The 24,679-nt window shown below is 56.7% G+C and carries 28 protein-coding genes and 1 pseudogene; 5 read left to right on the top strand and 24 right to left on the bottom strand.

Features of this window, described 5'->3' with window-relative positions; translation table 11 throughout:
- Window positions 1–184 precede the first annotated feature (184 nt).
- From P0120_12140 to P0120_12080, 13 genes and pseudogenes are all read right to left on the bottom strand, one after another.
- Entirely contained in the window at window positions 185–667 is a 483-nt protein-coding gene (locus tag P0120_12140) for a flagellar assembly protein FliW (GenBank protein MDF0675067.1), read from the bottom strand.
- A gap of 94 nt (window positions 668–761) precedes the next feature.
- Window positions 762–923: pseudogene (csrA, locus tag P0120_12135) on the bottom strand (carbon storage regulator CsrA).
- A gap of 72 nt (window positions 924–995) precedes the next feature.
- Complete coding sequence (locus P0120_12130; protein ID MDF0675066.1) at window positions 996–2,765, bottom strand: flagellin; 1,770 nt, start codon at window positions 2,763–2,765, stop codon at window positions 996–998.
- A 16-nt stretch (window positions 2,766–2,781) separates the two neighbouring features.
- Entirely contained in the window at window positions 2,782–4,806 is a 2,025-nt protein-coding gene (gene flgK / locus P0120_12125; GenBank protein MDF0675065.1) for a flagellar hook-associated protein FlgK, read from the bottom strand.
- 6 nt (window positions 4,807–4,812) lie between these two features.
- Window positions 4,813–5,319, bottom strand: a complete 507-nt coding sequence (flgN, locus tag P0120_12120; GenBank protein MDF0675064.1) for a flagellar export chaperone FlgN — start codon at window positions 5,317–5,319, stop codon at window positions 4,813–4,815.
- A gap of 61 nt (window positions 5,320–5,380) precedes the next feature.
- Window positions 5,381–5,701, bottom strand: coding sequence for a flagellar biosynthesis anti-sigma factor FlgM (flgM, locus tag P0120_12115; GenBank protein ID MDF0675063.1), 321 nt, complete (start codon window positions 5,699–5,701; stop codon window positions 5,381–5,383).
- Window positions 5,702–5,787: 86 nt separating this feature from the next.
- On the bottom strand, window positions 5,788–6,111 hold the full coding sequence (locus tag P0120_12110; protein MDF0675062.1) for a rod-binding protein: 324 nt from the start codon (window positions 6,109–6,111) through the stop codon (window positions 5,788–5,790).
- Window positions 6,112–6,194: 83 nt separating this feature from the next.
- Window positions 6,195–7,334, bottom strand: coding sequence for a flagellar basal body P-ring protein FlgI (locus tag P0120_12105; protein ID MDF0675061.1), 1,140 nt, complete (start codon window positions 7,332–7,334; stop codon window positions 6,195–6,197).
- Window positions 7,335–7,353: 19 nt separating this feature from the next.
- The gene (locus P0120_12100) at window positions 7,354–7,620 is read right to left on the bottom strand and encodes a hypothetical protein (GenBank protein MDF0675060.1); all 267 of its coding nucleotides are present in this window, start codon (window positions 7,618–7,620) and stop codon (window positions 7,354–7,356) included.
- 14 nt (window positions 7,621–7,634) lie between these two features.
- Entirely contained in the window at window positions 7,635–8,351 is a 717-nt protein-coding gene (locus tag P0120_12095; protein ID MDF0675059.1) for a flagellar basal body L-ring protein FlgH, read from the bottom strand.
- Window positions 8,352–8,358: 7 nt separating this feature from the next.
- The gene (gene flgA, locus P0120_12090; GenBank protein ID MDF0675058.1) at window positions 8,359–9,159 is read right to left on the bottom strand and encodes a flagellar basal body P-ring formation chaperone FlgA; all 801 of its coding nucleotides are present in this window, start codon (window positions 9,157–9,159) and stop codon (window positions 8,359–8,361) included.
- Window positions 9,160–9,169: 10 nt separating this feature from the next.
- Window positions 9,170–9,961 (bottom strand): flagellar basal-body rod protein FlgG, encoded by a 792-nt coding sequence (flgG, locus tag P0120_12085; protein MDF0675057.1) that lies wholly within the window; start codon window positions 9,959–9,961, stop codon window positions 9,170–9,172.
- 115 nt (window positions 9,962–10,076) lie between these two features.
- The gene (locus P0120_12080) at window positions 10,077–10,847 is read right to left on the bottom strand and encodes a flagellar hook-basal body protein (protein MDF0675056.1); all 771 of its coding nucleotides are present in this window, start codon (window positions 10,845–10,847) and stop codon (window positions 10,077–10,079) included.
- A gap of 308 nt (window positions 10,848–11,155) precedes the next feature.
- Between P0120_12080 and P0120_12075 the strand changes: the two genes are divergently transcribed.
- From P0120_12075 to P0120_12055, 5 genes are all read left to right on the top strand, one after another.
- On the top strand, window positions 11,156–11,602 hold the full coding sequence (locus tag P0120_12075; GenBank protein MDF0675055.1) for a type II toxin-antitoxin system RelE/ParE family toxin: 447 nt from the start codon (window positions 11,156–11,158) through the stop codon (window positions 11,600–11,602).
- The gene (locus P0120_12070; GenBank protein MDF0675054.1) at window positions 11,599–11,982 is read left to right on the top strand and encodes an XRE family transcriptional regulator; all 384 of its coding nucleotides are present in this window, start codon (window positions 11,599–11,601) and stop codon (window positions 11,980–11,982) included. The genes P0120_12075 and P0120_12070 overlap by 4 nt, the downstream gene beginning before the upstream one ends.
- A gap of 407 nt (window positions 11,983–12,389) precedes the next feature.
- Entirely contained in the window at window positions 12,390–13,841 is a 1,452-nt protein-coding gene (locus tag P0120_12065) for an SBBP repeat-containing protein (GenBank protein ID MDF0675053.1), read from the top strand.
- A 384-nt stretch (window positions 13,842–14,225) separates the two neighbouring features.
- Window positions 14,226–14,456, top strand: a complete 231-nt coding sequence (locus P0120_12060) for a DUF1902 domain-containing protein (protein ID MDF0675052.1) — start codon at window positions 14,226–14,228, stop codon at window positions 14,454–14,456.
- Window positions 14,456–14,680 carry a type II toxin-antitoxin system HicA family toxin gene (locus P0120_12055; protein MDF0675051.1) on the top strand — a complete coding sequence of 75 codons (225 nt, stop codon included), beginning with the start codon at window positions 14,456–14,458 and terminating at the stop codon, window positions 14,678–14,680. The genes P0120_12060 and P0120_12055 overlap by 1 nt, the downstream gene beginning before the upstream one ends.
- A 61-nt stretch (window positions 14,681–14,741) precedes the next feature.
- On the opposite strand, the gene P0120_12050 is transcribed toward P0120_12055, so the two are convergent.
- The 11 genes from P0120_12050 to fliN all read right to left on the bottom strand — a co-directional run bounded on the left by P0120_12050 (window position 14,742) and on the right by fliN (window position 24,676).
- On the bottom strand, window positions 14,742–15,473 hold the full coding sequence (locus P0120_12050) for a GGDEF domain-containing protein (protein MDF0675050.1): 732 nt from the start codon (window positions 15,471–15,473) through the stop codon (window positions 14,742–14,744).
- A gap of 331 nt (window positions 15,474–15,804) precedes the next feature.
- Complete coding sequence (locus P0120_12045) at window positions 15,805–16,554, bottom strand: FliA/WhiG family RNA polymerase sigma factor (protein MDF0675049.1); 750 nt, start codon at window positions 16,552–16,554, stop codon at window positions 15,805–15,807.
- Window positions 16,555–16,578: 24 nt separating this feature from the next.
- Complete coding sequence (locus P0120_12040; GenBank protein ID MDF0675048.1) at window positions 16,579–17,418, bottom strand: MinD/ParA family protein; 840 nt, start codon at window positions 17,416–17,418, stop codon at window positions 16,579–16,581.
- A 49-nt stretch (window positions 17,419–17,467) separates the two neighbouring features.
- Window positions 17,468–18,814, bottom strand: a complete 1,347-nt coding sequence (locus P0120_12035) for a hypothetical protein (GenBank protein ID MDF0675047.1) — start codon at window positions 18,812–18,814, stop codon at window positions 17,468–17,470.
- An 8-nt stretch (window positions 18,815–18,822) separates the two neighbouring features.
- Entirely contained in the window at window positions 18,823–20,919 is a 2,097-nt protein-coding gene (flhA, locus tag P0120_12030) for a flagellar biosynthesis protein FlhA (protein ID MDF0675046.1), read from the bottom strand.
- Between the two features lie 6 nt (window positions 20,920–20,925).
- Complete coding sequence (gene flhB / locus P0120_12025) at window positions 20,926–22,008, bottom strand: flagellar biosynthesis protein FlhB (protein MDF0675045.1); 1,083 nt, start codon at window positions 22,006–22,008, stop codon at window positions 20,926–20,928.
- On the bottom strand, window positions 22,001–22,789 hold the full coding sequence (gene fliR, locus P0120_12020; protein MDF0675044.1) for a flagellar biosynthetic protein FliR: 789 nt from the start codon (window positions 22,787–22,789) through the stop codon (window positions 22,001–22,003). Before fliR ends, flhB begins: the two co-directional genes overlap by 8 nt.
- A gap of 9 nt (window positions 22,790–22,798) precedes the next feature.
- A complete protein-coding gene (gene fliQ, locus P0120_12015; GenBank protein ID MDF0675043.1) occupies window positions 22,799–23,068 on the bottom strand; it encodes a flagellar biosynthesis protein FliQ in 270 nt (89 codons plus the stop codon).
- 55 nt (window positions 23,069–23,123) lie between these two features.
- Window positions 23,124–23,891 (bottom strand): flagellar type III secretion system pore protein FliP, encoded by a 768-nt coding sequence (gene fliP / locus P0120_12010; GenBank protein MDF0675042.1) that lies wholly within the window; start codon window positions 23,889–23,891, stop codon window positions 23,124–23,126.
- Window positions 23,881–24,288 (bottom strand): flagellar biosynthetic protein FliO, encoded by a 408-nt coding sequence (locus P0120_12005; protein MDF0675041.1) that lies wholly within the window; start codon window positions 24,286–24,288, stop codon window positions 23,881–23,883. The genes fliP and P0120_12005 overlap by 11 nt, the downstream gene beginning before the upstream one ends.
- A gap of 19 nt (window positions 24,289–24,307) precedes the next feature.
- Window positions 24,308–24,676, bottom strand: coding sequence for a flagellar motor switch protein FliN (fliN, locus tag P0120_12000; protein ID MDF0675040.1), 369 nt, complete (start codon window positions 24,674–24,676; stop codon window positions 24,308–24,310).
- Window positions 24,677–24,679: the final 3 nt, after the last annotated feature.

Genomic DNA, 24,679 nt, shown 5'->3' with positions numbered 1-24,679 from the left:
CCTTGTCGTACGTATAAATGGGCCAGCACTAACGGCAGCGACGTGCCTAGCGAAAGTGCTTACCGCTTTTCATCGGAGAAAGCAATCATTCCGAAGTCAGGGCAGCCAAATCAGGTAAGAATTCGGTGTCACGAAGGAGTCTGTGAACCAAAGGATGTGTCAGAACGGTCAGGGTACGTATTGGCTAGACTCGACATTCTATAGGGTGAGAGGCTTGTGCCATCTCGGATGATGAAGGTCCGGAGACGGGGAACAAGGGGTGCCGGGTGGGAACATTTTCTGAGAGCACTAACTGCTTTCCGAGTTTGGTCTTGTGGCTGATGACCAGCGGTCCTCGTAAGTTAGCGGTAATGCGACCAGGATCATCCGAGGGAATGGTCAAGATCACAACCAACGCCAGGTCTTCTCTCTCCTTAGCCCCGATTTCACCCAAGGCATCGGTGGGAATGTCGATCTGATAGCCTGGATGAAACAGGGATGGGTCCATGATCACAAATGCCAGCGCCGGTTCTTCAATGGATTGAAGCCACTTGAAAGGAGCCTCGGTATCATGATCCAGCATGACATACCGTTGCTGATCAGGGAAACCGAGCAGTCCCGAAGGAAATGTCAAGATGCTTTCGTCACGGACTTCGAATGATCCAAAGCGAGTCGATGCGCACTTCATGATTGTGTCCTCACGAAGCAATCCGTGATTTCGCAGGGATCAAGCGACGCAATGCATCGATGGGTACCACAAGAGTCTTTGCGGCCAACCGGTTCTCCTCTTGAATCCTCACGTAGACTTCTTCCCGATGAACCGCGATCGCCGGCGGGGCTTCGATGCCCAGACGGACTTGCCCGCTTTTCACACCGAGCACGACCACACGAATATCGGGGCCGATCGTGACGCTTTCGCCGCAGCGACGGGTGAGTACCAACATTCCAGCCTTCCTTGGCCAAACGAGATCGCACAGAACTATCGGCCATCACCCGAACAAACTTGAGGTGCGACTTCAACGCAGATATTTCAGGAGGGAGTTATCGAACAGTCGACCGAGCGTCTCGCCCGCTGCTTGAATGGCATACTCTTGCAGAGTGAGATCTGAGATGGTTCGTGCCATGTCGATATCTTCGAATGACGACAACTGGTTAGTGGCTAAGTCTTTTGATTCCGCCAATGCTGAAGACGTAGAGTCCAATCGGTTTGCCAAAGCACCAATGGTACCCTGCGCTGCAGACACCTGGCTGAGGGCTCGGTCGAGGCCGCCCAAACTCTCCGTGATTCCAGCTTTGTAATTTCCGCGGAGTGCGGCGAGGAGTTGTTGCACTGTATCGAACAGATTGACATCGGATCCACTGAACACCTCATTACCCGGCACGTTGGTGGGAACGACCTCTCCGTCCGCCACTTCAATCTGATGGCTACCGGAATCTCCAGCGTACTGAGTATGAGTCACAACATGAAACAAGTCCCCCGCAGCCGGCGCCGATGTGCCATTGGTTATGTGAAAGCGGATTCCGTCAAACTCCATAGGAGCTCCGGACGTGTACGTTTGATTGGCGAGTACCGTTTTCGGAGCAATCGCGACAGCGAATCGATCTCCGGTGGCGGGCCCTCCCTGTTGCCCATTTGAAAGCACCACGCGGAGGCCATCGAATTCGATGGCGCCACCCGACACATAGGAGTTCCCGGTCGAAATCGTGGATCCCGTGGTCGTGTTCAAGACGGAATACTGGGATGCTGAAGTAAACTGTATTTCGTACGTGTCGAGAGTCACTCGCTGAGGGTCGACGATTCCGGCATCAGTTGCCCCAACGCGACCTGCATTGGCGGAATTTGGAGCGACCGTGACCGGTGCCGAAACATTGACGACGTCAAAAGTCCCAGACCCACTAAACCGCACAACATAGTTATCGAAGGACGTCGTACTCGTATTGACGATCTGCCCTTGCGAGACGAATGCTCCACCGCTGTTTCCCGCGGCCGCATTCGTCGTCACTGTCGCAGCGAACGTCGATCCGCCGGAACCGGCACTCCCTCCGTTGAATCCGAGCAGCGCGCGAACGGACCCGCCCAATACTTCCACGTTCGACGTTGGACCGTCAGAATTTGAGGTGAGGACCAGTCTTCCGTCGGTGTACGTAACTGAAGCGCTTTTTCCCGCCGCGATCAAAGTAGAATCGGCATTGATTCGGCTTTGCACCCGGGCTGCCAATTCGGTTCCATTGAGCGTCTCGGTACCGCCGGTCAAATCGATCGTACCCGATGTCACGCCATCAATCTTCACCGTCAAGGTATCTGCAACGCTGTTCGTCAGCGTAACAGGTGTCGACAGTGTCAACCCCGCGGCGAACCCGTGCCGGCTCGTCCCTCCGAAGACCGGTTGGTTTTCGTCAAACTCGGCGTTTCCAAGCTGGAGCAGATGTTGGAGCAACTCTTTGATTTCATGTGCGCCGGTGGCTCGCTCTGTCGCACCGTTGGTATCGGACGCATACTGAACCGCCAGCTGTCTGATACGAGCGAGCGCCGCGGTCGTCCCTTGGAGAGAAGCATCAGCCAGTTCGACTCGCGTGGTGGCGGTCGAGACATTGCGAAGCCGCTGTTCAAGTTTTACCAATGTCGCTTTTTCTCCGACGATTTGATGGAAACGGCCAGGATCATCGGAGGGTTGCAATACCTGCTTGCCGGTCGCGAGATGTTCCTGTAGTCGCAACGCTCTGGATCGAGCTTGTTGATAGCTGTTGACCAGAAACCCGAAAACCTGTTGCTCGGTTACTCGCATAGCCCTGTGACTCTCCCTATCGTTTGAGTGAGATCAAGGTCGACATCATTTCATCGGCAGCAACGATCATGCGTGACGCGGCCTCAAATGCCCGTTGATACTTGAGAAGATTGACCAGTTCCTCATCGAGCGAGACGCCCGATACTTGCGCCCGGAAGTTCTGTAATTGCTCATGACGAATTTCCTCCGCATCAAGACGCTGACTCGCCACCTGTGAGGCCACTCCAAGGTCGGTCGCGGTTTTACGGTAGGCGTCGAGGAGCGTGGCATTGTCGAGGCCAGTGAGAGTTTTTGACTGGAGCGCAATCAGCGTCAATCCGTTCTGATTGTTCCCAGGAACACCCGCGCGCGTCGAGGAGAGCGCGATTTTGGACGGGTCTGATAGCGCAACGGTCACATCACGGGCGGCATTCTCGCGCGAGTTAAAGCTCAGAACGTCGTTGGCGGCGGGTGCCCCATTAACAGCCACCGCAATTCCGTCGACATGAAATGTTTGAGGTCCGCTGTAGGTTCCAGATGCGGCCGTGCTGGTCCCGGCAGATAGGCCCAGGCTCGCCCGGGCCGTTCCACCGATAACATCCACGGAACTCGTGCCCCCGACGGAATTCGACTGCAACACCAATCGGTTCGTCGTGCTGTCGAACAGCACTGCCACCCGTCGGCCGGCTGCAGCAAGCGTCGAATCAGCGTTGATTTTGCTCTCGAGTTCAGCCGCCAGCGCTGCGCCGGAGGTATAGGGCCGTCCTGGTGATGCAGCACCGTTCAGTGTGATGCTTCCCGACGTCGTTCCATCTACCGTCATCACCAAGGTATCATTCGCTCCTGTGACGATGTTCAACGGCGCATCGACTGTCGGAGAAACGATGGCGGTTCCTGTGTAATTGCCCTTGATGCCGGTCCCGGTTGTTGCATCGACGATCGCATAACTGTTGGCCCCAGTGAACCTGAGATCATAGTCATGAAAGGTCAAGAGACTCGGCGCGGTCACTACTCCGTTGCCGACCGAACCGGTTCCAACATTCGTCGTGGGCGCTTTGGTCGTGACTGATAACCCGGAGAAGAAGTCCTGCCCGGTAGAACCGTCGAGGCCATACCCCACGCGGTGAATTTGGTTGACCTCATTCAAGAGAGATCCGGCCAACGCATCGATTCCCTGCCGAACTGAAGGAATCGTGCCGTCTCGTACGTCCAAGAGTCCACGAAGCCGCCCGCCGGCGATCAAGTGGTTAACGATGCTCGGCTGAGTTCCTCCGATGTCGTACCCGATATCTAAAAGACCCTGGTTGTCCGAGGATTCCACCCCGACCAGATTTCGCGTCGTTTCATGATCGACCAAGACCAGTCCTCGGGCCATGAACACCGAAACCGTGCCGTCAGGCTGTTCGAGAGTCGACACGTCGATCCTCATCGCTAATTCATTGATGGCCAAGTCACGCTGATCTCGAAGATCATTGGCATTCTGACCGCTGACCTCAGCGGACTTAATCTGAGTATTAAACTCGGCGATCTTTCTCGTCAGGCCGTTGACCTCACGAATGTTGACACCGATTTGCATATCGACGGCACGGCGACTATCGGTTAAATCTGCATTGATTTGATGGAAGGTACCTGCCAGCGTCGAGGCCTTTGCCAACACAACCGAACGCGGGGTGACCTGAGAAGGCGTGGTAGTTGCATCCTGCAGAGCCTCAAAAAACTCATCCAGTTGTCCTGCCAACCCCTGCCCGCGAGTATCACCAAAAAGACTCTCCAACCTCTGTAGCTCATCCCTCGTAACGGTGAATTGGCCCAAACCTTCCTGAGAGTTCGTCAGTTCCCGATTCAAAAATACGTCCACTGCCCGTCGTATTTGCTCAATTTTTACGCCGGTACCGACTTGCCCAGGATTGCCGTCAGCAGGCCGTTCTTCTGTCAGAACGACCTCTTGTCTGGAAAAACCCGGCGTGTTGACGTTGCTGATGTTGTGGCCGGTAACGGTCAACGCCTGTTGAGCGGTGAAAAGAGCTGACTTCGCGACATCGAGTAAGCCGTTCAGTCCCATCGATCGTCACCCCTCCCGCCTGATCAACGCAGCCGGCATTCCGCTATTGCTTCGAGAGCCCGACATTGTATAGAGGTCTTCCCCTGGAGGTGGTTGGCGGTGAGCCTCCATTGCCCGAATGAGAAACGATTGAACATTCTTAATCAGTAACTGATTGACCGCGATGTCCTGCTTCACCGCCCGGACTTTATCCGCAAGCCGCTCATACTGCTGCAGGATTCCCTCCGCCTGCGGACTGTGAGCTCGGCGTAGAAGTTCTGTCAGCGTTCGCCCGGTTTCCGGTCCGTGATAGGCGCCTGCCAGGCGATCCAGGACCACATCCAGTTCTTCCTTGAGAATGCGAAGGCACTCAAGGATCGCAATCCTTGAGTGATTGATCGAGACGAGCTTCTGAAGCTCCAAACCTTTGATGGCTTCTCGCTCTTGAACGATGTTTTGCGCGAGAAAGTCACACTGAACGGATTCGCGGGTGAGGATATTGCTCAACTCATCGAGAGAGATTGACTCATTCACAATCGGCAACCTGCCCATCCATGGGCCAAAACGCAGACCCGTTTGTTGCTGTCGAACCTCCTCAGGTCGAAGAGCCTCGGAGTATGGCCTCGGTCAGAGCCTGCGTAATGAGGGCATCTCCAACCGCACGGCCACTGACATCGTACGTACCGCTGTTAAGCGCGTGCTTGATGCGCTCCACATGTTCAGCCCTCTCAGGATCAGGCTGATTGGCCAGCTCCCGAATCCGTTGAAGCTCCTTCGCCTGGGCGGAAATCTGAACCTCATCTTTACGCACCTGGGTGCTGGCAGCCGCTGGTCGCACCCCTGAACTCTCGGTGTCCTGAACCCCAAGCAACAGCTTTGCAAGATGATCTACCTTCCCATGACCTGAAATCTGCATGTTGCCGCTCCTTCCTCGGCCCGCTTCTCCCAACGACTGTGCTGAGCGAAATATGTATTTATCCCGGTCGAGCTTCTTATCGGTTTCTACCCTGAAGAACTTGAGTGTTCCAGGGGAGATGACACAAGATGTTGTTGCACATACTCCTGGACCATCCTCGCAATGCCTATTCCCCCAGATTCGGCTGCCCGCTTCCCGATCTCCTCGTCATAAAATGAGTAAAAATACGCCCCTTGCTTATTGGTGAGGGCGCTTTCAGGAACCGTTTCTCTCATCACCTTCAGTAAATACGAGATAAAATAGGCTTCGAACTGCCTTCCGGCCTGGACCATCTGTTGACGTGCCTCGGCAGCGTCCTGCGATTTTGAGAGATTCACGTGGAGGCCAGGATGACCAAAGCGTGTGGCCAATCCAGGATCCGCATATAATGATGTAGCTAGTGCGGTGTGGCTCTTGTATTGCGCTACATTTATCATATAAATAAATAGCTTGCTTAAATTACTTCAAGATTAGCCTGAAGTGCTCCGGATGACTTGAGGGCTGAGAGTATTGCGACAAGGTCGCGCGGCGTCACTCCCACTGCATTGAGAGCCCGCACGACCTCTCCCAATGTCACGGTCTCATCCACCACCATAAGCCGCGATTCCTGCTCCTTTACCTCCGTCTGCACATCCGGTGTGACGGTGGTCTGTCCCGCCGAGGAGCCGATAAGCGGCGCCAGGGGCTGCGACACGTTCAACGTGTTTTTCACCGAGATGGTGAGATTACCGTGAGAGATCGCGCATGTGGAAATCCGCACATGCTCTCCCAACACCACTGTCCCGGTCCGCTCATTGACGACGACTTTGGCCACAGCATCGACGGTCACATCAAGCCCCTCGATGGAGGCTATATACTCGACGACGCGGCCTTGAAACGATTGAGGAATCGTCGCTTTGATGGATCCGGCATTCACGGCCGATGCACTGCCTTTCCCGAAGGTACTCTCGATGGCTTCGGCAGTCCTGATGGCAGTCGTGAAATCAGGTTGCCGTAGGAGTACGGAAACCGTTTCCCAAGAGTCGATGTTGACCAGCAGCTCTTTCTCGATGATGGCTCCCCCCGGAACTAAACCGGCCGCCTGATGATTCTTGGCGACTGTAGCCCCTCCCGGGCCGCCCGTCCCGCCGAGAAAACCGCCGATGGAGACCGGCCCCTGCGCGACGGCAAACACTTGTTGGTTTGCCGCCTTCAAGGGTGTGAGCAAGAGTGTCCCCCCTTGCAGACTCTTGGCGTTCGCCATCGACGACACGACTGCATCCAGCGTCATCCCCGGCTTCGAAAATGGAGGAAGCTTGGCGGTGACCATGACTGAGGCGATATTTCTGGTCAGTAACTGGATGGGATCGATCACCAGGTTCACGCCCATTTTGTTCAACATGGACATCATCGCCTGAATCGTGAACTGTCCACCGATCACTCGGTCGCCGGTACTGTCCAGACCGACCACCAAACCGTATCCGATCAGCTGGTTTTCGCGCACCCCTTCGATCACGCCGATATCCTTGATCCTCACTGCATCGGCGCTGGAGGGAATTAGGAGACAACCAGTCAGTATCAGCACGCTCAAGGTCGGGGCAAGTCGTGTGAACATGCGTGAGTACTCAGTCTCGCTACGGACGTTTAGAAATGGAGAACTGCGACCGACGAGCAAGTAGAAAGCGCGCCAGCCATCCCTGTTCAGGGACCACTTCTTTCACCGAGTCACGATCAACATCTTCCAGCATATGGAATTGCGTCCTGCTCTCGGAGGAGGGGGGATCAAAGTCAGCCCGTCGTACGACTCCACTCTGCACCATCATCTGCAGAGTGTGAGGATTGAAGGGACGCCGCTTGGGAATCCCCCTCCTCGTTGTCGTGCGTCTCAACGAAGCCGCCATGGCAGACTCCCTCCTCAGAACGGATAGACCCAATCGAGAATGCGAATGAACCACCCTGGTCGCTGCACGTCGTCAAGCACACCGAGACCGGAATATTCGATTCTGGCGTCGGCGATGGCGGATGATAGAACCGTATTCTTTGTATCAACATCGACTCGCCGCACGATGCCGCCGATGCTCATCAACTGCTTTTCGCTGTTGACAGTCACTTCACGACGCCCCTCGACACGGAGATCGCCGTTGGGAAGCACTTCGGTCACGATCGCGGAAATGGTCCCGGTTAGAGTCCCTTCACGACTCGTCGCGCCTTTTCCACCGAATTTATTACTGGCGCTGGCGTCGATTCCCATCCCCCGTCGAGTCTCATCGCTCAATCGTATGCCCGGTATTCCGATATATCCCATCGCACTGCCGACGAGACTATTCTTAATCGTCGACTCGCGTTGGGCCTCCGTATCCGCCGACTTCGATCCTTTGTGTTTTTCGACGATCTTTACGGTAAGGATATCGCCGATGCGCATCGCGCGGAGGTCCTCATAGAGATAGGCCCGCCCGTTCTCTTCTTGCCAGAGCGAACCCACCGTCTTCGGCGGCGGCAATGGAGCCACGACGACTTTGCTCGCGACATTCGGCGGACTCGAACATCCCTGAAGGAGCAGCACCGCAATGACACCAAGACCCGTGGATCGGCAAGGCAGGCTTAGGTTAAGGGACAGAGCGAGAGTCACCACGATTTTTCTAGAACTCCACCTGAACGAGATTGGGAGCAATGACTTTAGCCCTCAGCTCTCTGCCGGAATCCAGATTGGCGACCATGATGGTCTGCCCGATTTGTCCGCTCGATTTCGTCACGCCATAGGCCCGAATCGAGAGCCCCCCACGTCGCGCTTCGATGAGGACTCGATCGCCCTTTTTGATCACCAACGGAAGCTTCACGAATGCGGCGCGCAACGGAGTATCCGGCGGAAGAGGTCGTGAGGCGCTTTTTCCTATGACCTCACCTTGATCCGTAATGAAAGGATGGTTGACCTGATGAACCTTCATTCCGACAGTCTTGAGATCTCCCATCTCGATCAGTTCGTCGGTCTTCAGCAAGCGGGTCGCCACGACCGCATCGATCATCGCCGCAATATCAGCCATCACTTGGATCGTCCTCAGAGGTTTTCCGTTCGCCACCGCCTCTACATGAAACAGGCGCCGGCCTAAGCCTTCTTCCGTGGGGCCGGGAATAACATGTAATTCCACCGTCCCACCGGGAATCATCACAGGGTCAGCTGGTTCCAGGACCGTTACATGCACGGTCTTGACCTTGCGCCCCCACTCGCTCTCCAGATGCTTCTGAATGGCCTTCCTAATCAGATCGGGACTGACCTCGCTGGGAGCCGTTCGTTCCACAACGCTGTCGGCCGCGCGATGAATCGCAGTTCGAGACATCGGCGAAGTCGCGCGAGATTCGCCACTCGGTCCCGCAACTACCGCCGTCACATCGAAGATTCCTGGCAAAAGGAGCATGATCAGGATCGGTAAGAATCCGGACATGAGGCGCTCCTTATCGTCTGAGATTGTTGGCAATGGCCATCATTTCGTCGGATGCCTGAATCGTCTTGGAGTTAATCTCGTAACTTCGCTGGGCGATGATCATGTTGACCATTTCCTCGGCGAGGTTGACATTCGAGCTCTCCAGGAATCCCTGCTGAATCGTGCCGAATCCGGTGGTGAAGCCGCCTGTCCCCTGTGTTGGAGGTCCCGATGCAAAACTGTCGATAAAGAGATTGTTTCCCATGGCGACCAACCCGGAAGGATTGTCGAATCGTGTGAGTTGAATCTGGCCGACCTGTGACGCTTGCGTCACGCCGGGAAGTAAGACCGAGACCGTGCCGTCCTGACCGATATCCACCTTCAGTGCGCCGGACGGAATCGTGATGACGGGGTTTAGTAGATCGCCATCACCGGTCACAAGGTTGCCCACGTTGTCGCGTTTGAAGGAACCATTTCTGGTGTACATGATCGTTCCGTCGGGACGAGACACTTGGAAAAAGCCGTTGCCGTCGATCGCCAAGTCCAGTTCGTTATTCGTTTGACGCATATTGCCTTGCAGCCATTCTTTCGCCACCGTCGTTGGACGCACCCCGGCCCCGACTTGGATGCCGACGGGAAATACGCCCACGTTGGATGCATTCGTGCCGGGAAGGCGTTGAATTTGATAGAGCAAGTCGGCAAATTCCGCCCGGCTGCGTTTAAATGAGTTGGTGTTGACGTTGGCGAGGTTGTGCGCGATGGTGTCGACGTTGATCTGCTGCGCCGTCATGCCGGTCGCCGCTGTCCACATGGCACGAATCATAGAATCCTCCAGAGCTGCAGAACTGATCGCAGATAGCTGATCGCAAGAGATTTCACATCAGCTGATATCCAGGCCTTGCCATCAACTGGTGGCCGTCGGCGATACACATTCCGTCTCATAACACCCGCCCTACGTCTTGAATCGCGACCTCAGCCATCCGATCAAGCGTCTGAATCAACTTTTGCGTCGATTCATAGTTGCGCATGCCCTGAATCATCTTCACCATCTCGCCGATGGAATTGACGTTGGACTCTTCGATATGTCCGACCTGAAGCTGTGGAGTTTTGGCGAGTTTGCCTTTGCCGGAGGAAAATAGGCCATCCGATGATTTTTGCGGCATCTCGTCTTTGTCGAATTCCATGACTTTGATCGTCGCAACAGTCTTGTCGTCTACCTTGATATCGCCTTGCGCCGTAATCTCCAACTTGCCCGCAGGGACCTTAATCTCGCCCTTGGTACCCATCACGGGATAGCCGAGTCCGTTCACCAACCGACGCTCACGATCGAGCGACAACATCCCGTTGCGGCTGTATCGAATTCCTTGTGGAGTATTCACCTCGAAAAACCCGGGCCCTTGAATCGCAATGTCCAAGGGGTTGCCTGTGAGTCTGATCCGACCCGCTTCGAACGTTGTCTTCACCATGTGTGGAGCCACAAACGCACGTTCCGTAACCCCAAACGGTCTGGCCATGATCTGTTGGGCCAATCCTCCAGTTGGACTGCCGACCGGAATCACTGCATGGTATCGAGGAAAGATGGATTTGAAGGCCTGCTCATCCTGCTTGAAGCCGGCGGTATTCACGTTGGCCATATTGTTCGCGAAGACTTGCATCCGCCGTTCATGGGCCAGTGCTCCGGACAAGATCGGATAGATACCTCGATTCATGCTGCCCGCTCCTTTTGCTTTCGAGAGAGGGACAGCAACCCTCATGCCAGGTTCGCCGACGAGATATTGGTCGGATAAGTACCAAGGGACGATTGGAAATGAGCCAATTTCTTATGAGATTACGGGAACTGAATGCCGATAGAAGAAGGAATGAGGGAAGTCGTCATCACCTGACAGGATCGCGCTAGGCCATTCCTACCAGGCTCAGTGAAAAATATTCCTAGTGAACGAGGGTCGTTGCCCTGCATCGGTACAGCGTTGGACATGGGCTTTGCTGCAGATGGGCTTCCTCTTCCACGAGGATTTCGGTGAAGCGCGCTTGCAAAGATGTCTTGACGATACATGTGTTTGACAGCATATGTATTGTGTGCCATACTCCACAGGTGAAGAGATGGGATGTCGAGATAGCTCGGGAATTCCAGCCGGAGTTCGATGAATTCCCTGAAGACGTCCAGGACGAAATTTTGGCCCACGCGCGCCTGATCGAAGAATTCGGCCCTGAGCTCGGCCGTCCCCGTGCGGACACGCTCAAAGGGTCGCGTCATGCGAACATGAAAGAACTGCGCTTCCACGCCGCTGATGGGGTCTGGCGTGTCGCCTTTGCCTTTGATCCCCGCCGACACGCCATTCTGCTTGTCGCCGGGGATAAATCAGGCGGAAGCGAAAGACGTTTCTACGAAGAACTCATCCGGAAGGCGGATAAGCGGTTGGATGCCCATCTCGGACGATTGAAACAGGGAAGGAAACAACTGTGACAACCCATGTACACGACATCATGAAGGGCTTGAGTCCCACGCGGCGCAAGAAGATCGAAGCGCGCGCCACCGAGCTGATTGGCGAAGAAATGTCTCTCCGGGATCTCCGACAGGCCTTAACCCTCACGCAGCAGCGTATGGCCAAAACTCTCGGCATTGGCCAGGATGGTGTGTCGCGTCTCGAACAACGCAGTGATTTGCTGTTGTCCACTCTGCGAAGCTACATTGAAGCCATGGGTGGTCAGCTGTTACTGATCGCAGAGTTCCCCGACCGCGAGCCCGTCGCGCTCTCAGGACTATCCACCATGGAAACGGCCCCTCACCGTACCCGACGTCCCAGCCGCCTGAGGCGTACACGTACCCACGCCGTTCAATCGTAACGGTCGCCTGCATCAGTTCTGTCATGGCTGAAAGCCATCCCGCCAAAGCCCTTGGTAGAAAACCAGCCTGTCCCTCATTGTTTTGGCACAACCACCGTCTTGACATCCGTTGGCGGGATGTATAAGTAGTTGCCCCCTGGACCATTCGGTTCATTCGAGGCGCCACATGGCCCTCCACATCCGCATCGGTCGTCTCCGCTCACACCTCGGCCTCCGCGCTCTCCCTTCACTCGCCTTGTTCCATCTCAGCGCTTCGCCGAGACCGCGGATCACCCAGAAGACCGCACCACTCATGCACGTCATCATCAGGACCTCCCTCCCGAAGCGAGCCGATCCGATCGTGAGGAGCCTCTCACGACCAGGCATCCGACTCGAAGACCCACCATCCCTCACGAAGGAGGCGCATCATGCGTCACCCCATCTTTCTGCGGCTACTGACCATCACGCTCGTCGTCCTCGGCCCCGTGGGCAGGAGCGAGGCAGCCGTGTCTCCACCAAACCCGGCACCGGCTCTCTCGACATCTCACATGGCCGCGACCCTGATGCGGCTGCCGCTCCAGTTTGAAGCCAATCAGGGCCAGGTGGATGAACAAGTCACGTTCCTGGCTCGCGGCACCGGCTACCGCCTCTTTCTCACCCCATCCGAATCGGTCCTGGTGTTGCAACAGCGGGAACCGACCAGGGAGCCGGCTCAACAAGGGCGCGGTGAGCCTATCGCCAGGCCGGAGCCGCCGGCGATCAAGCAGGCGGTCGTGCGGATGAAATTGGAGGGAGCGAATCCCACGCCGGCCGTGGAAGGCAAGGAACCACTTCCGGGGATCGTGAATTATTTCATCGGCAATGACCCGGCCAAGTGGCGGACCAACATTCCCATCTACGCCAAGGTCCAGTACCAAGAGGTCTACCCGGGCGTCGATCTCGCCTATTATGGGAACCAGGGCACATTGGAGTACGACTTCATCGTGGCGCCGGGGGCCGACCCGGATCAGATCAGGCTGGCCTTCGAAGGGGCATCCGACATCCATGTGGCCGACAGCGGTGCTCTTCTCCTCGCGACCGACCTGGGCGACCTGCTGGTCCAGAAGCCGGTCATCTACCAACTCGAACCGGATGGGCACAAGACGCTCGTCGCCGGGCACTACCTCGTCGAGCGGCAGGTCGCCAATGTGCGCTCCGCGCGGTCCGCGTCCAACCCTCAGGACTCAACCCTTCCCAAAATCGGCATCCAGCTCGCGGCCTATGATCGCACCAAACCCCTCGTCATCGATCCGGTCTTGCTCTACTCCACCTACCTCGGCGGCAGTGATAATGGCGATCAAGGGTTGGGCATCGCGGTGGACGGGAGCGGCCAGGCTTATGTGACAGGCATCACTTTGTCCGTGGACTTTCCCACGCTCAATGCGAGCCAGCCCGCTCCCGGAGGGATCGTGGATGCCTTCGTGACCAAACTCAGTGCCTCGGTGACGAACCAGCCTCCCGTCTGTGGCGCGGCCCAGGCCAATCCCGCCGCTCTCTGGGCGCCCAATCATCAGTTGGTCCCGATCGCCATCATGGGGGTGACCGATCCGGATGGGGATTCGGTGACGATCACCGTGACCGGCGTGACCCAGGACGAGCCGGTCAAGGGCAAGGGCGACGGCAACACCAGTCCCGATGCGGTGATTCAGGTCGGCGCAGCCTCGGTGCGCGCCGAACGATCCGGGAGCGGCAACGGCCACGTCTATCAAATCTCGTTCAAGGCCGACGACGGCCAGGGCAGTTCCTGTGGTGGCGCAGTCACAGTTGGCGTGCCCCATAGCCAGAAGAAAGGGCTGACCGCGATCGACGACGGCCAGCTCTATACCTCGACGAGTCCATAATCCGCCCCGATCTCATGAAGAGGAGGGCTGCCTCTTGTGGCAGCCCTCCTCCGCCGTCTTCTTTTGCGGCTTCAACAATTCGTCCAGTTCCCTCGACGATGTAGAGGGCTGCGAGGGACAGGCCTCATACAAAGGCGGCAACTCTTCGGGCGACGGAAGGATGGAGCTTGTAGGGCGCTCGCTTGGATTCTGCGGGATTGTCAGGAGTAGGCAAGGAAAGCAGAACAGGGTTGCGGCAGGGATTACTTCATCGAGATCATGGCTCGTCCCGCTGACGGAACAATGTCAGCGATAATCATGACGTTCTCTCGACTTGGGACCGGACCATCAGGTACGATAGCTCCTCAGCGGGACAGAGGCTGGATTCCGGCGGAAGAGGTTCACATGGAGCGCATCGTCAACCTCCATATTGAAAAACTCCCTGAGGGCGTCTATCTCGCAACGTCCGACGTCATACAGGGACTTGTGGTGCAAGGACGTACCATTCAAGAAACCATCGAGATTGCCCGCGATGTCGCCAAAAAGCTCTTGGAAGCCAAACAGGAGCACGAAGGAGAGCCTCCTCTGCCACCCGCCCGTGATGAATTCGATTATCCCCTCATCGTCAATGCCTAATGGGGCGACTGGCTGGCTTTACGTATCGAGAAATCGTTCAACGGCTCAAAGCCCTTGGATTTCAGTTCAATCGTCAGGCTGCAGGCAGTCACGAGATTTGGTTCAATCCGTCCACTCTTCGGTACACGACCATTCCTAACCATCCAGGCAACATGCCCGAGGGCACTCTGCGTGCTATCCTCAAGCAAGCCGGTGTGTCCCCTGCCGAATTCCTAGACGACTGACGGAAGACCTCCGCTCGTCGCATGAGGAGTACAGCCTAGCGGTTTATTATTCGCAATGAAGCTAATGCCGCGCGTCCGCGTAGTGACGCACTCGGCCTGTGGGGACATGGCTTGACGGCGAGAGGAAAGGCGATGATAGATCCGACGCAAATGCAATAGAGGCGTCGGCTGCTTGACTCTCCGAGAGGGCTCGTGACGCGGCACCAAGGAATGACTCGGCATCAGTCCCCTTTTGCGGTCCCACGATTCCTCCTATTCGGCAGGAAATCAGCAACTCCTGGCCCTCGACCAACAGTGGAAGCGCTATGGCCTTCTGGATTTTCTCGGCGATCAATCGAGCCTCGTCCGGCGATTCGAGATTGTCGGCGATGACGGCGAAGGTGTATTCGTCCAAGCGTGCCACCACGTCGTGAGGTCGCAAAGCGCTTTTGATGCGGGCGGCTTGCACTCGCACGACCAGCGTCATACTTGGGGCGGCTGAGGAGGTGGACAGCGGGCGGAACTGTTCCAAGGCACACAGCAAGACAGCAACGTGCCGCTTAGTCGTCTCAGCCCTGCTCAGCGCCTGTTTGAGAAGTACAAGAAAAAGCCGTCTGGTTGGAAGACCGGTCAGACCATCGTACGCCGATGGCGCACCATCCTGCTTGCGCCGTGCAAGGTCCTGACTATAAGGCCAACACAAGAGTCCGGCCACCCCAACTCCGGCAGCGATGAAAAGACCCAACCATCCGATGACAAGCCGCACGAAGGGAACGTCGGCCATGTTCGCAAGACCGACCGGTGTCGCCTCCATCCACGCGATGCTGACTCCGCAAACTGTTGCTGAGACACACCACCATGCTAGAGAGCGTGATCGTGAGGACCTAGGGTGTGATACCTTCCAGTGCATCGTCGTGATTACTGATGGAGAACCTGGCTTGAATTGGGATTAAACCTGAGACCCGATCAACATTCCAGCCCGCTGTGATGAATTCCCCCTCGATAGACCAGGACCTTGTCGAAATCTCGTCCAGTAAGGTATCGGTTTCTTTGACTCAGAACTGAAGGTAGCGATCGCAGGACATCGCGATCGGCATCACAACGAATGCCGATGAGCAGCTGACTCAGTCGGTCGGCCGATTCGATCAATTCGGTTTTTGTAAGTGCGCCTTGAGCCTGATGATGGCTTTGGTATGGATTTGACAGACCCGTGACTCAGTGACTTTCAGCAGCTCCCCGATTTCCTTCATCGTGAGCTCCTCGTAGTAATACAACGTCAGAACGAGCCGTTCTTTTTCCGGCAACGATTGAATGGCCCCGGCGAGCGATGCACGCTCCCGCTCGTTGACCAATGAGGAAAGAGGATCGGGCGTGTGGGTATCGACCAACATCTTAACCACTTTGTGCCCGTCCGGTTCATGAAGATTTAAATCGTCCACGCTGATCATCACCGCTCCCCTCGCGCGCGTAATGAAATCATCCAGCTCTTCCAGGGACATCTTCAGTTCTGCCGCCACCTCCTCATCCTGTGGCGGTCGACCCAGTCGGCTGATGAGCGCTGTGTGAGTCTTTTGGAGCAGGCCGATCCGTTCATGAACCGATCGTGGAATCCAATCCATCGAACGAATCTCATCCAGCATGGCTCCACGGATTCTGAACTCCGCATACGTCTTGAACTTGGCTTCTCTTGTCGGATCATACCTGTCCATGGCATCCATGAGTCCGATGGTGCCGACCGAGATCAGATCCTCCGCGTCCAAGTATGCAGGAAGTCGGAAGGCCAGCCGGTGGGCCATCGCGCGAATGACATGGGCGAACTCCTTGATGAGTTGTTCGCGCCTGACTCCCTGGGCCGAAAGGGATTGCCGCTCCTGTGGCGAGGCTGTCTTGCTCATGATCTTCCCATGCACAAACCTGTTTCAGTCGCCCGCGGGCGTTGCCGCTCGTTGCCAGACGAGCTGTACGGAACTCTTGGGGAGACCCGCCCTCTGCCACTGGATGATCTGTTGTGCTAACCGCTTGAAGGCTTGGGCTGCCGGTGCATCAGGGAATAACTCAGAGAGCGCCTTCTGTTGCATGACCGCCAAATGCACATAATCGTCATAGGGGATCGCTCCGACCAATTCGACGGTCACATGAAGAAAATGATCCACCGCCACATCCAACTTACCGAACACCTCGGCCGCTTCGCGGGGACTCTTGGCCTGATTCACCAACACTTTGAAGCGGCGTTCCCGATACTGGCGAGCCAAGACTTTGATCAGTGCATAGGCATCCGTGAGCGATGTCGGCTCCGGCGTGACGACGATCATCGTCTCATCCGCCGCAGAGGCAAAGAAGGTGACGTTCGGCGAGATGCCCGCACCGGTATCGATCAACAGCACGTCCATCTCTGAGGTAAGCTGCGCCAGTTGCTCCTGGATCATCAACTGTTGGGCTTCCGTCAGCGACGTGAGGCGCGGCACACCGGAACTGGCCGGAAGGACATGAATGCCCCCCGGACCTTTGAGCACGATCTCGTCGAGCGTATGGGTGCCCACCAATACATCTTCGATGGTATGCCGTGGAACCAGCCCCAGGAGGACATCGAGATTCCCCAAGCCGAGGTCGGCATCCAAAATCAGCACGCGCTTTCCAAGCTTCGTGAGTGCAACGGCAAGATTCGCGACCACATTGGACTTCCCCACGCCTCCCTTGCCGCTGGAGACCGCGATGACGTGAGTGGACGAGCCACCTTCCCAACTCAAATCCTTCGACATCAGGACAGACCTTCTTGTTCCGAACGGCATATGACGACCTCCAGCCAGGTTATCCATGGTGAATTCTTGCTTCCATTACCGCGGGAGTTGCTTCCGAAGATTGAACCGACCGATTGACAAGCACCTCAGAGTGGGCGGAACATTCCGCAGTGAGAAGCGCCGCCAACCGATCCGATGAGGCCACCTCAATATCTCCCGGGACTCGCCGTCCGATACTCCAATAGGAGAGAGGCACTCCGGTTTGATGCGTCACCTCAAAGATGGTGCCGAACGATTCTGTCTCGTCGAGCTTGGTGAACAGAAGACGCAGCTGCGGCAGATCACCCAGGCGCCTCGTAATACGACAGAGCTCCTGCTCCCTCGTGGAAGCCTGAAGAACCAAATGCGTCGTGACGGCCTCCTTCGGTAGAATCTTCCGCAGTTCTTGAGCCAATGCCAAGTCACGCGGTCCGATCCCAGGCATGTCGATCAGCGCGAGGTCTACCTGTGTATGGCGACGGAGCCCTTCATGGACTTGTCGAGCCGACAGGGCACAAGCGAACGGCACGCCCACGACCTTGGCATACCGACGCAACTGTTCGACCGCGGTTTCCCGACAGGTATCAAATGTGATGAGGGCGACGGATCTCCGCTGCTCGAGACGATAATGTGACGCCAGCTTGGCTACGGCGGCGGTCTTCCCGGCTCCACTGGGCCCGATCAGAAGACTGATAGAGGGATAGCCCTCCCCTTTCAGGAGCGGCCCGCTCGTTCGCACGCGCTTTGCGATTTCACGCTGTAATGCGCGCCGCATCGACTCATCGTCCCATGGACCGACGGATTGTTCGGTCATGCCCGCCTCGTGCAAGAGTAAGTCCGCGGTGGAGGGATTTATCCCCTGTTCGATGAGCGAGCGGCGCAGCCACCGCGGCATGGGCGACGGCTGACTTCCGATCGTCCCGCTGTTCGCCCGAGACAGGTCTTCCAACAAGCGGCCCAGTTCATCCATCACAGTATGCAGATGCCGCCGGCGATTCGGCTTCATATGTACTGTAGACGGCTTGAACGAAGCAGACTGTTGACCGACAGTCGGTGTCGTCGTCTCACAATTCGGCTTCAGCACCCCCTGCAGTGTCTGTTGAAAGGTCTGCGCGGACAGCGCGGAATCCGACCTCGTATCAGACGGTGGTACAGGCGGAAGACATTGCTGCCCTTTTTTCCCACCCTGAGTGAGCCGTTGTACGACATGATCGGAGGCGGCCATGACTTCCAGAACCGGTCGATTGAATGCCCGTAAGATTTGCCCTCCCTCACGCACTTCTTTCGCCGACAAGATGATGGCGTCCGGTCCCAATTCTTCCTTGATGTCGCGCATGGCATCCTGCATGGTGAGCGCGTGAAATGTCTTGACCTTCATGGCTTACCCTAAGACGGCTGCACCAACTCCAAGTCGATCCGCACCGTATCCAGAGACTGCAGACGGACGAAGGAATCCACTTCATTGAGTCCCATCACAGGAACGGCATGCAGCATACGATCGCTGTGTCGCCGGAGATGGCGGCGCACAACCTGAGAGCAAAGCACGATCGGCTGCTGCCCTCGAGCTGCAACCCGTTCAGCGGCTTGTTTGAGCCCAGTTAACAGCTTGTGCGAGAGGGTGGGATCAAGGTTCAACGTGGCCCCAGGCGGCAATGCCGCCGCTTGTTCCGCCAACGACCGATCCAGTCGGGGGTCCAAAGTAATGACCTGCAGACTGCCGTCAGGCGCTTGATACTGTTTGGTGATGGTCCTGGCCAACGCCTGCCTCGCATACTCCGTGAGGACTTCCGCATCCTTGGTGTTGGTGGCCTGATCAGAAACGGCCTCGAGGATCGACCGTAGGTCACGAATGGGAATGCCCTCCTTGAGCAGGTTCCCGAGAACCCTGACGACCGTTCCGAGCGGCAACAGCGTAGGAATAAGCTCTTCCACCAGCTTCGGATGCGCCCTTCCAATTTCGTCCAACAGCGCTTGAACTTCCTGCCGTCCCAACAATTCATGGCCATGGCGCTTGATCAATTCAGAAAGATGTGTCGCGATCGCTGAACTCGCATCGACCACGGTATACCCGGCCATTTGAGCCTGCTCTCTGGCAGCTTCCGGTACCCAAAGCGCCGGTAACCCGAAGGCAGGCTCCTTCGTCGGGATACCCTGCACCAAACCCCGTTGACCGGTACCTGGATCAATCGCCAACAGATTCCCAGGCAAGACGTCAGCCTTGGCCACTTCCACCCCCTTCAACATGATGGCGTATTCGTTCGGGCGCAGCTGAAGATTGTCACGTATATGGATAGGGGGCACGACAAAGCCCATCGATTCCGCAAATTGTCGCCGGAGCGCTTTAATCCGATCGAGCAGTGCGGTGCCTTGTGTTCCCTCGACGAGTCCTATCAAGCCGTACCCCACCTGGACTTCCATGAGGTCGAGCGGAATCACTCGGGTCGGGCCTTCCTCGGCCTTCGGAGTGACGGGAGTGGGAATCGGAGCTGCTTGGACCTGTTCCTGCTGATGGAGTTGGTAGGCGATCCATGCGATGGCGCTCCCTAACGCTAAGAACGCCACATGCGGAAGCCCTGGCACCAATCCAAGCGCGAGAAGAATACCCGCAGCAATGCCCACCGGTTTGGAGGACATCAACAGCTGGCGAGTCATCTCGCTCCCCAAATCCGTTTCCGAGGCGGCGCGAGTCACCACGATACCGGCGGCAGTCGAAACGATCAGGGCGGGAATCTGCGCCACCAACCCCTCACCGACCGTCAGAATCGTATAGGTTTGAGCCGCGAGCGCCGGACTCATGCCCTGTTGCAGGATACCGATCGCCAAACCACCGACGATGTTGACGAGTATGATGATGACGGCTGCAATGGCATCCCCTCGAACAAACTTGCTGGCGCCGTCCATCGCCCCGTAAAAGTCAGCCTCTTCCGCAATCTCCCGTCGTCGGCGCCGCGCGTCCGCCTCATTGATCAGGCCGGCATTCAGATCCGCATCAATGCTCATCTGCTTTCCGGGCATGGCATCCAATGTGAAGCGAGCAGCAACCTCCGCCACGCGTCCGGCGCCCTTCGTCACCACGACAAAGTTGATGATGACGAGGATGGAGAACACCACCAAGCCGACCGTGTAATTGCCCCCGACGATAAAGTTCCCGAAGGCCCGAATGACTTCTCCCGCCGCCCCTGCCCCTTCGTTCCCATGCAGCAAAATGAGACGCGTGGACGCAATGTTGAGGGACAGCCTGAACAAGGTGATCATGAGGAGGACCGACGGGAACACCGAAAACTCGATCGGCCGCCGTACTTGGAGTCCAACGAGCAGGATCACGACCGACAAGGTGATATCGAAGCTCAGCAACAAATCGAGCAGGAATCGAGGCAACGGCAACAGCATCACCATGAGAATGGCCACCACCCCGACGGATATGACGACGTCCGGATGCTTGATCAATTGGTTTCGTTCCACGGGCTCTATTGCCGTTGCCATAATTCCTTATACTTGTGGAGCCAAGCCTCTCGCGCGATACACAAACGCCAGAATCTCCGCAACTGCGCGGTACAGCTCGTTTGGTATCTCTTTACCGATATCGACGAGTTTGAACAGTGTTCTGGCCACGAACTTATGTTCGACGACCGGTACTCCGTGATGTCGAGCCAACTCACGAATACGTTCAGCGACCAAGCCGGCTCCTTTGGCGACCACAACAGGAGCTCCCATGGTGGCGGTGTCATATTTCAGAGCGACGGCCAAGTGTGTCGGGTTGGTAATCACCACGTCCGCCATCTTCACGGCGGCCATCATGCGTTTTTTCGTCATCTCCCGCTGAATGGTCCGCACACGACTCTTGATCAGCGGATCGCCTTCCGTGGCCTTGTGTTCCTCCTTGACCTCCTCCTTCGACATCCGCAGGCTTCGTTCCCACTCATAGCGTTGGTAGAAGTAGTCGAGCCCAGCCAGCACCGCGATCGCCCCTGCGACGGTCAAACTCACTTTCAAGGAGAGACCTCCAGTAACTTGGAGGACGGTACCGAGATCGAACTCGATCAACCCTGGAATCTGGAGCAGGTCATACCGTGCCACCCACAGGCCGATACCCGTCACGATCGCGATCTTGAGCAGCCCCTTCACAAGCTCCATCACAGAACGCAGCGAGAACAAACGGGAAATCCCCTTGATCGGGCTGATGCGCTCGACGTCCGGTTGAACGGCATTGGCACGCCACAACAAGCCAGTTTGCAGCAACGACGCAGTGCTCCCCATCACCAGAATGCCCACCACGACCGGGAGACTCAGCGTCACCACTGTGATGCCGGCGTGAATCACGACCGAGTACACCTGCTCGATCGACATTCCTTCGCGGAAGGCTAGAGGGAACGAGAGCGTGAGCCCTTGGCGGGTCATCTCGGTCATTTTCTGAAGGCCGACCGGCAGCATGGCCGCCAGCAGCCCAATGCCGCTCAAGAGGATGACGGCGGTAGACAGATCTCGACTGACGGCGATCTGCCCTTTCTTGCGCGCCTCCTCCTTGCGTTTCGGCGTCGCTGGCTCTGTCCTATTACTCCGATCCTCAGCCATGTCCCAGCGCTTTCATAAGCCCATGGATCGTGAATTGCAGCCGTTCGATTTCCTGAACCAGAAGCTCCACCACAAACGGTATGGACAATCCCAGCACTGCCAAGCCTCCGGCGATGGTGACGGGAAAACTCAACACAAAGACGTTGATCTGACTGACCGCCCGTCCAAGAAGCGCGAGAAGAATATTGATCAGGAGAATGACGACCAGCACGGGAGCCGCCAATTTCAACCCCACCATGAACATGTGCTGAAAGAGACGAAGGATATCGTCTCCCATGCTGCCGGGGAGGGACGCGCCGAACGCCGGAATGGACTCATAGCTGGAGAGAATCGTGGCCACCAGAAGCAGATGTCCGTTCAGCGAAAGAAAAATGAGGGTCGCCAGGAGAGTGAAGTATTGGCCGATGATGGGTGTGTGATCGGACGTCGCCGGATCGAGTAGTTGAACCACGCCGAATCCCATCTGCACACCGATCATCTCTCCCGCAACTTCCAGCGCGCTGAAAAATAATCGGACGGCCAGTCCGATCGTCAAACCGATGGCCATTTCATTGACGAGTCCGGCTGCCAAGGCGACAGGATCATAGGGGACGACGGGAAGCGGGACCAAGGGAGCCAACAGGACTCCCAACGCCAGAACAAGAGCCACTTTGACTTTCAAAGGAACAGCTCGGCCGCTCAAGACCGGCAATGCGGCCAGCAACCCCCCGATACGGGAAATGAGGACCAAGAACCCTTGGAATTCCGGAAGAGCAATCTGGACGGTCTGCGTCAACGCCATCGTCTCGTACTAGTGGATATAGTTGGGAATGTTCATCAAGAGATTTGCCATGTAGGTGGTCATGACGTTCAGCATCCAGGGAAGAAAAAGCAACAGAGCCACAAAAAGGGCCACCACCTTCGGGACAAATGTGAGCGTCGCTTCGTTCAGTTGGGTCATCGCTTGGAGCGCACTGACCGCCAGACCGATGAACAAACTCAGTCCCAGAATCGGCGACGACACCAACAGCGTCGTTTCCAGCGCTTGCCTGCCCAGTTCTGTCACGATTTCCGGCGTCACTCGCTCATCCTCACTATCGACGCACAACTATCGGCTGTCTGCAGACGGTTCACCGCTACTGAAAACTCCGCACCATGGACCCCACGACCAGGTACCAGCCATCGGCCAATACGAATAAGATCAATTTGAACGGCAGAGAGATCACGACAGGCGGAAGGAGCATCATGCCCATCGACATGAGAATGCTGGCGACGACCATATCGACGATCAAAAACGGAATGTAGATTAAGAACCCGATTTGGAAGGCAATCCGCAGTTCGCTCAGAATGAAGGCCGGAATGATCGCCTGGGTCGGTACGTCCTCGACCCGGTCAGGTTTCGGCACGCGGCTCAACGTGATAAAAAGTTCGAGGTCCTTCTCCCTCACCTGGCGCAGCATAAAATTCCGCACCGGCTCGATGCCCTTTTTCCATGCGTCTTCAAAAGAGATCTGCTCGGCCATTAACGGTTGCAGCGCGTTGTTGTAGACCGCCTGGCCCACCGGAGCCATGATGAACATCGTCAAGAACAGCGCCAAAGACAGTAATACTTGATTCGGAGGCACCGCCTGCGTTCCCAGCGCTTGCCGAAGAAAGGCCAACACGATCACAATCCTAGTAAAAGACGTCACCATGATGAACAAGGCCGGCGCCAAGGAGAGCACCGTGAGGAGGATCAAAATCTGGATCACCACGGCGGTTTGTTTCGGACCACCCGCGCCGAAGTCGATGCTGATGGATGGGCCGACAGCCGTCGCTTCCGAAGACGGCATGACGAGCAGCACCATCGCTCCGACGATGATCACCGATAGTAGGCGAGAGCGAGACTCGTGTTTATCGGTCATGAAGTCCCTTGTCGTGATGAAAAATGCCGAGCGGTAGGCGTCGAAACCAGGCGGCAAAGCTGCCCCGCAGGACCGGCCCCGTCTCGGTGGGTGGCTTCTCACTGGTGAAAGCGAGTAATTCGCGCAATTCGGGGGAATCGCTGATGCGTCCTAACGGGACAAGATCGGTCGCGGTCGTCCCCACGATAAGATATTCACCCGCAACCGACACGAGGGCAATCGTCTTGCGCGAGGCGATGTAGCTGCTGGCCAAGACCCGCACAAGAGGGCGCCCGCCGGCGATCCCCAACCGCTGCCCCATCAATCGACGGACCGTCACCGCGACGATCCCCATCAAGACCAGCACGATGGCCAGGGCCGAGACGGTGCGAAATAGGCTTTCCCACAGATCGATCACGGCCTCTCCTTCGGATCATTCAGCGAAGTTGCTGCACGCGTTCCGCCGCACTGACCACATCGGTCAAGCGAATCCCGAATTTCTCATTGACGACCACCACTTCACCGCGCGCAACCAGTTTGTTGTTCACCATCACTTCCATCGGCTCACCCGCCAGTTTATCCAGCTCAATGACGGAACCTTGAGCCAGTTGCAACAGATCCCGAATGGCCATCTTCGTGGAGCCGACATACACGGTGACGCTCATTGGAATATCCAGGATAAAGTCGATGTTCTTCGGAGCTCCCCCCGGCTCCGCCTGTTGGACGGGCGGAAATGAGGCAGGTTGCGGGGTTTGGCTCCCGGCTGTCTGAGGCTCGGTACGAGTTGCGGAATCTGATTCGGCCATGAT

This window comes from Nitrospira sp. (assembly GCA_029194675.1).
GTDB lineage: Bacteria > Nitrospirota > Nitrospiria > Nitrospirales > Nitrospiraceae > Nitrospira_D.
Note: the sequence above shows the minus strand (reverse complement) of the source record. Positions and strands in the feature narration are given on the sequence as shown.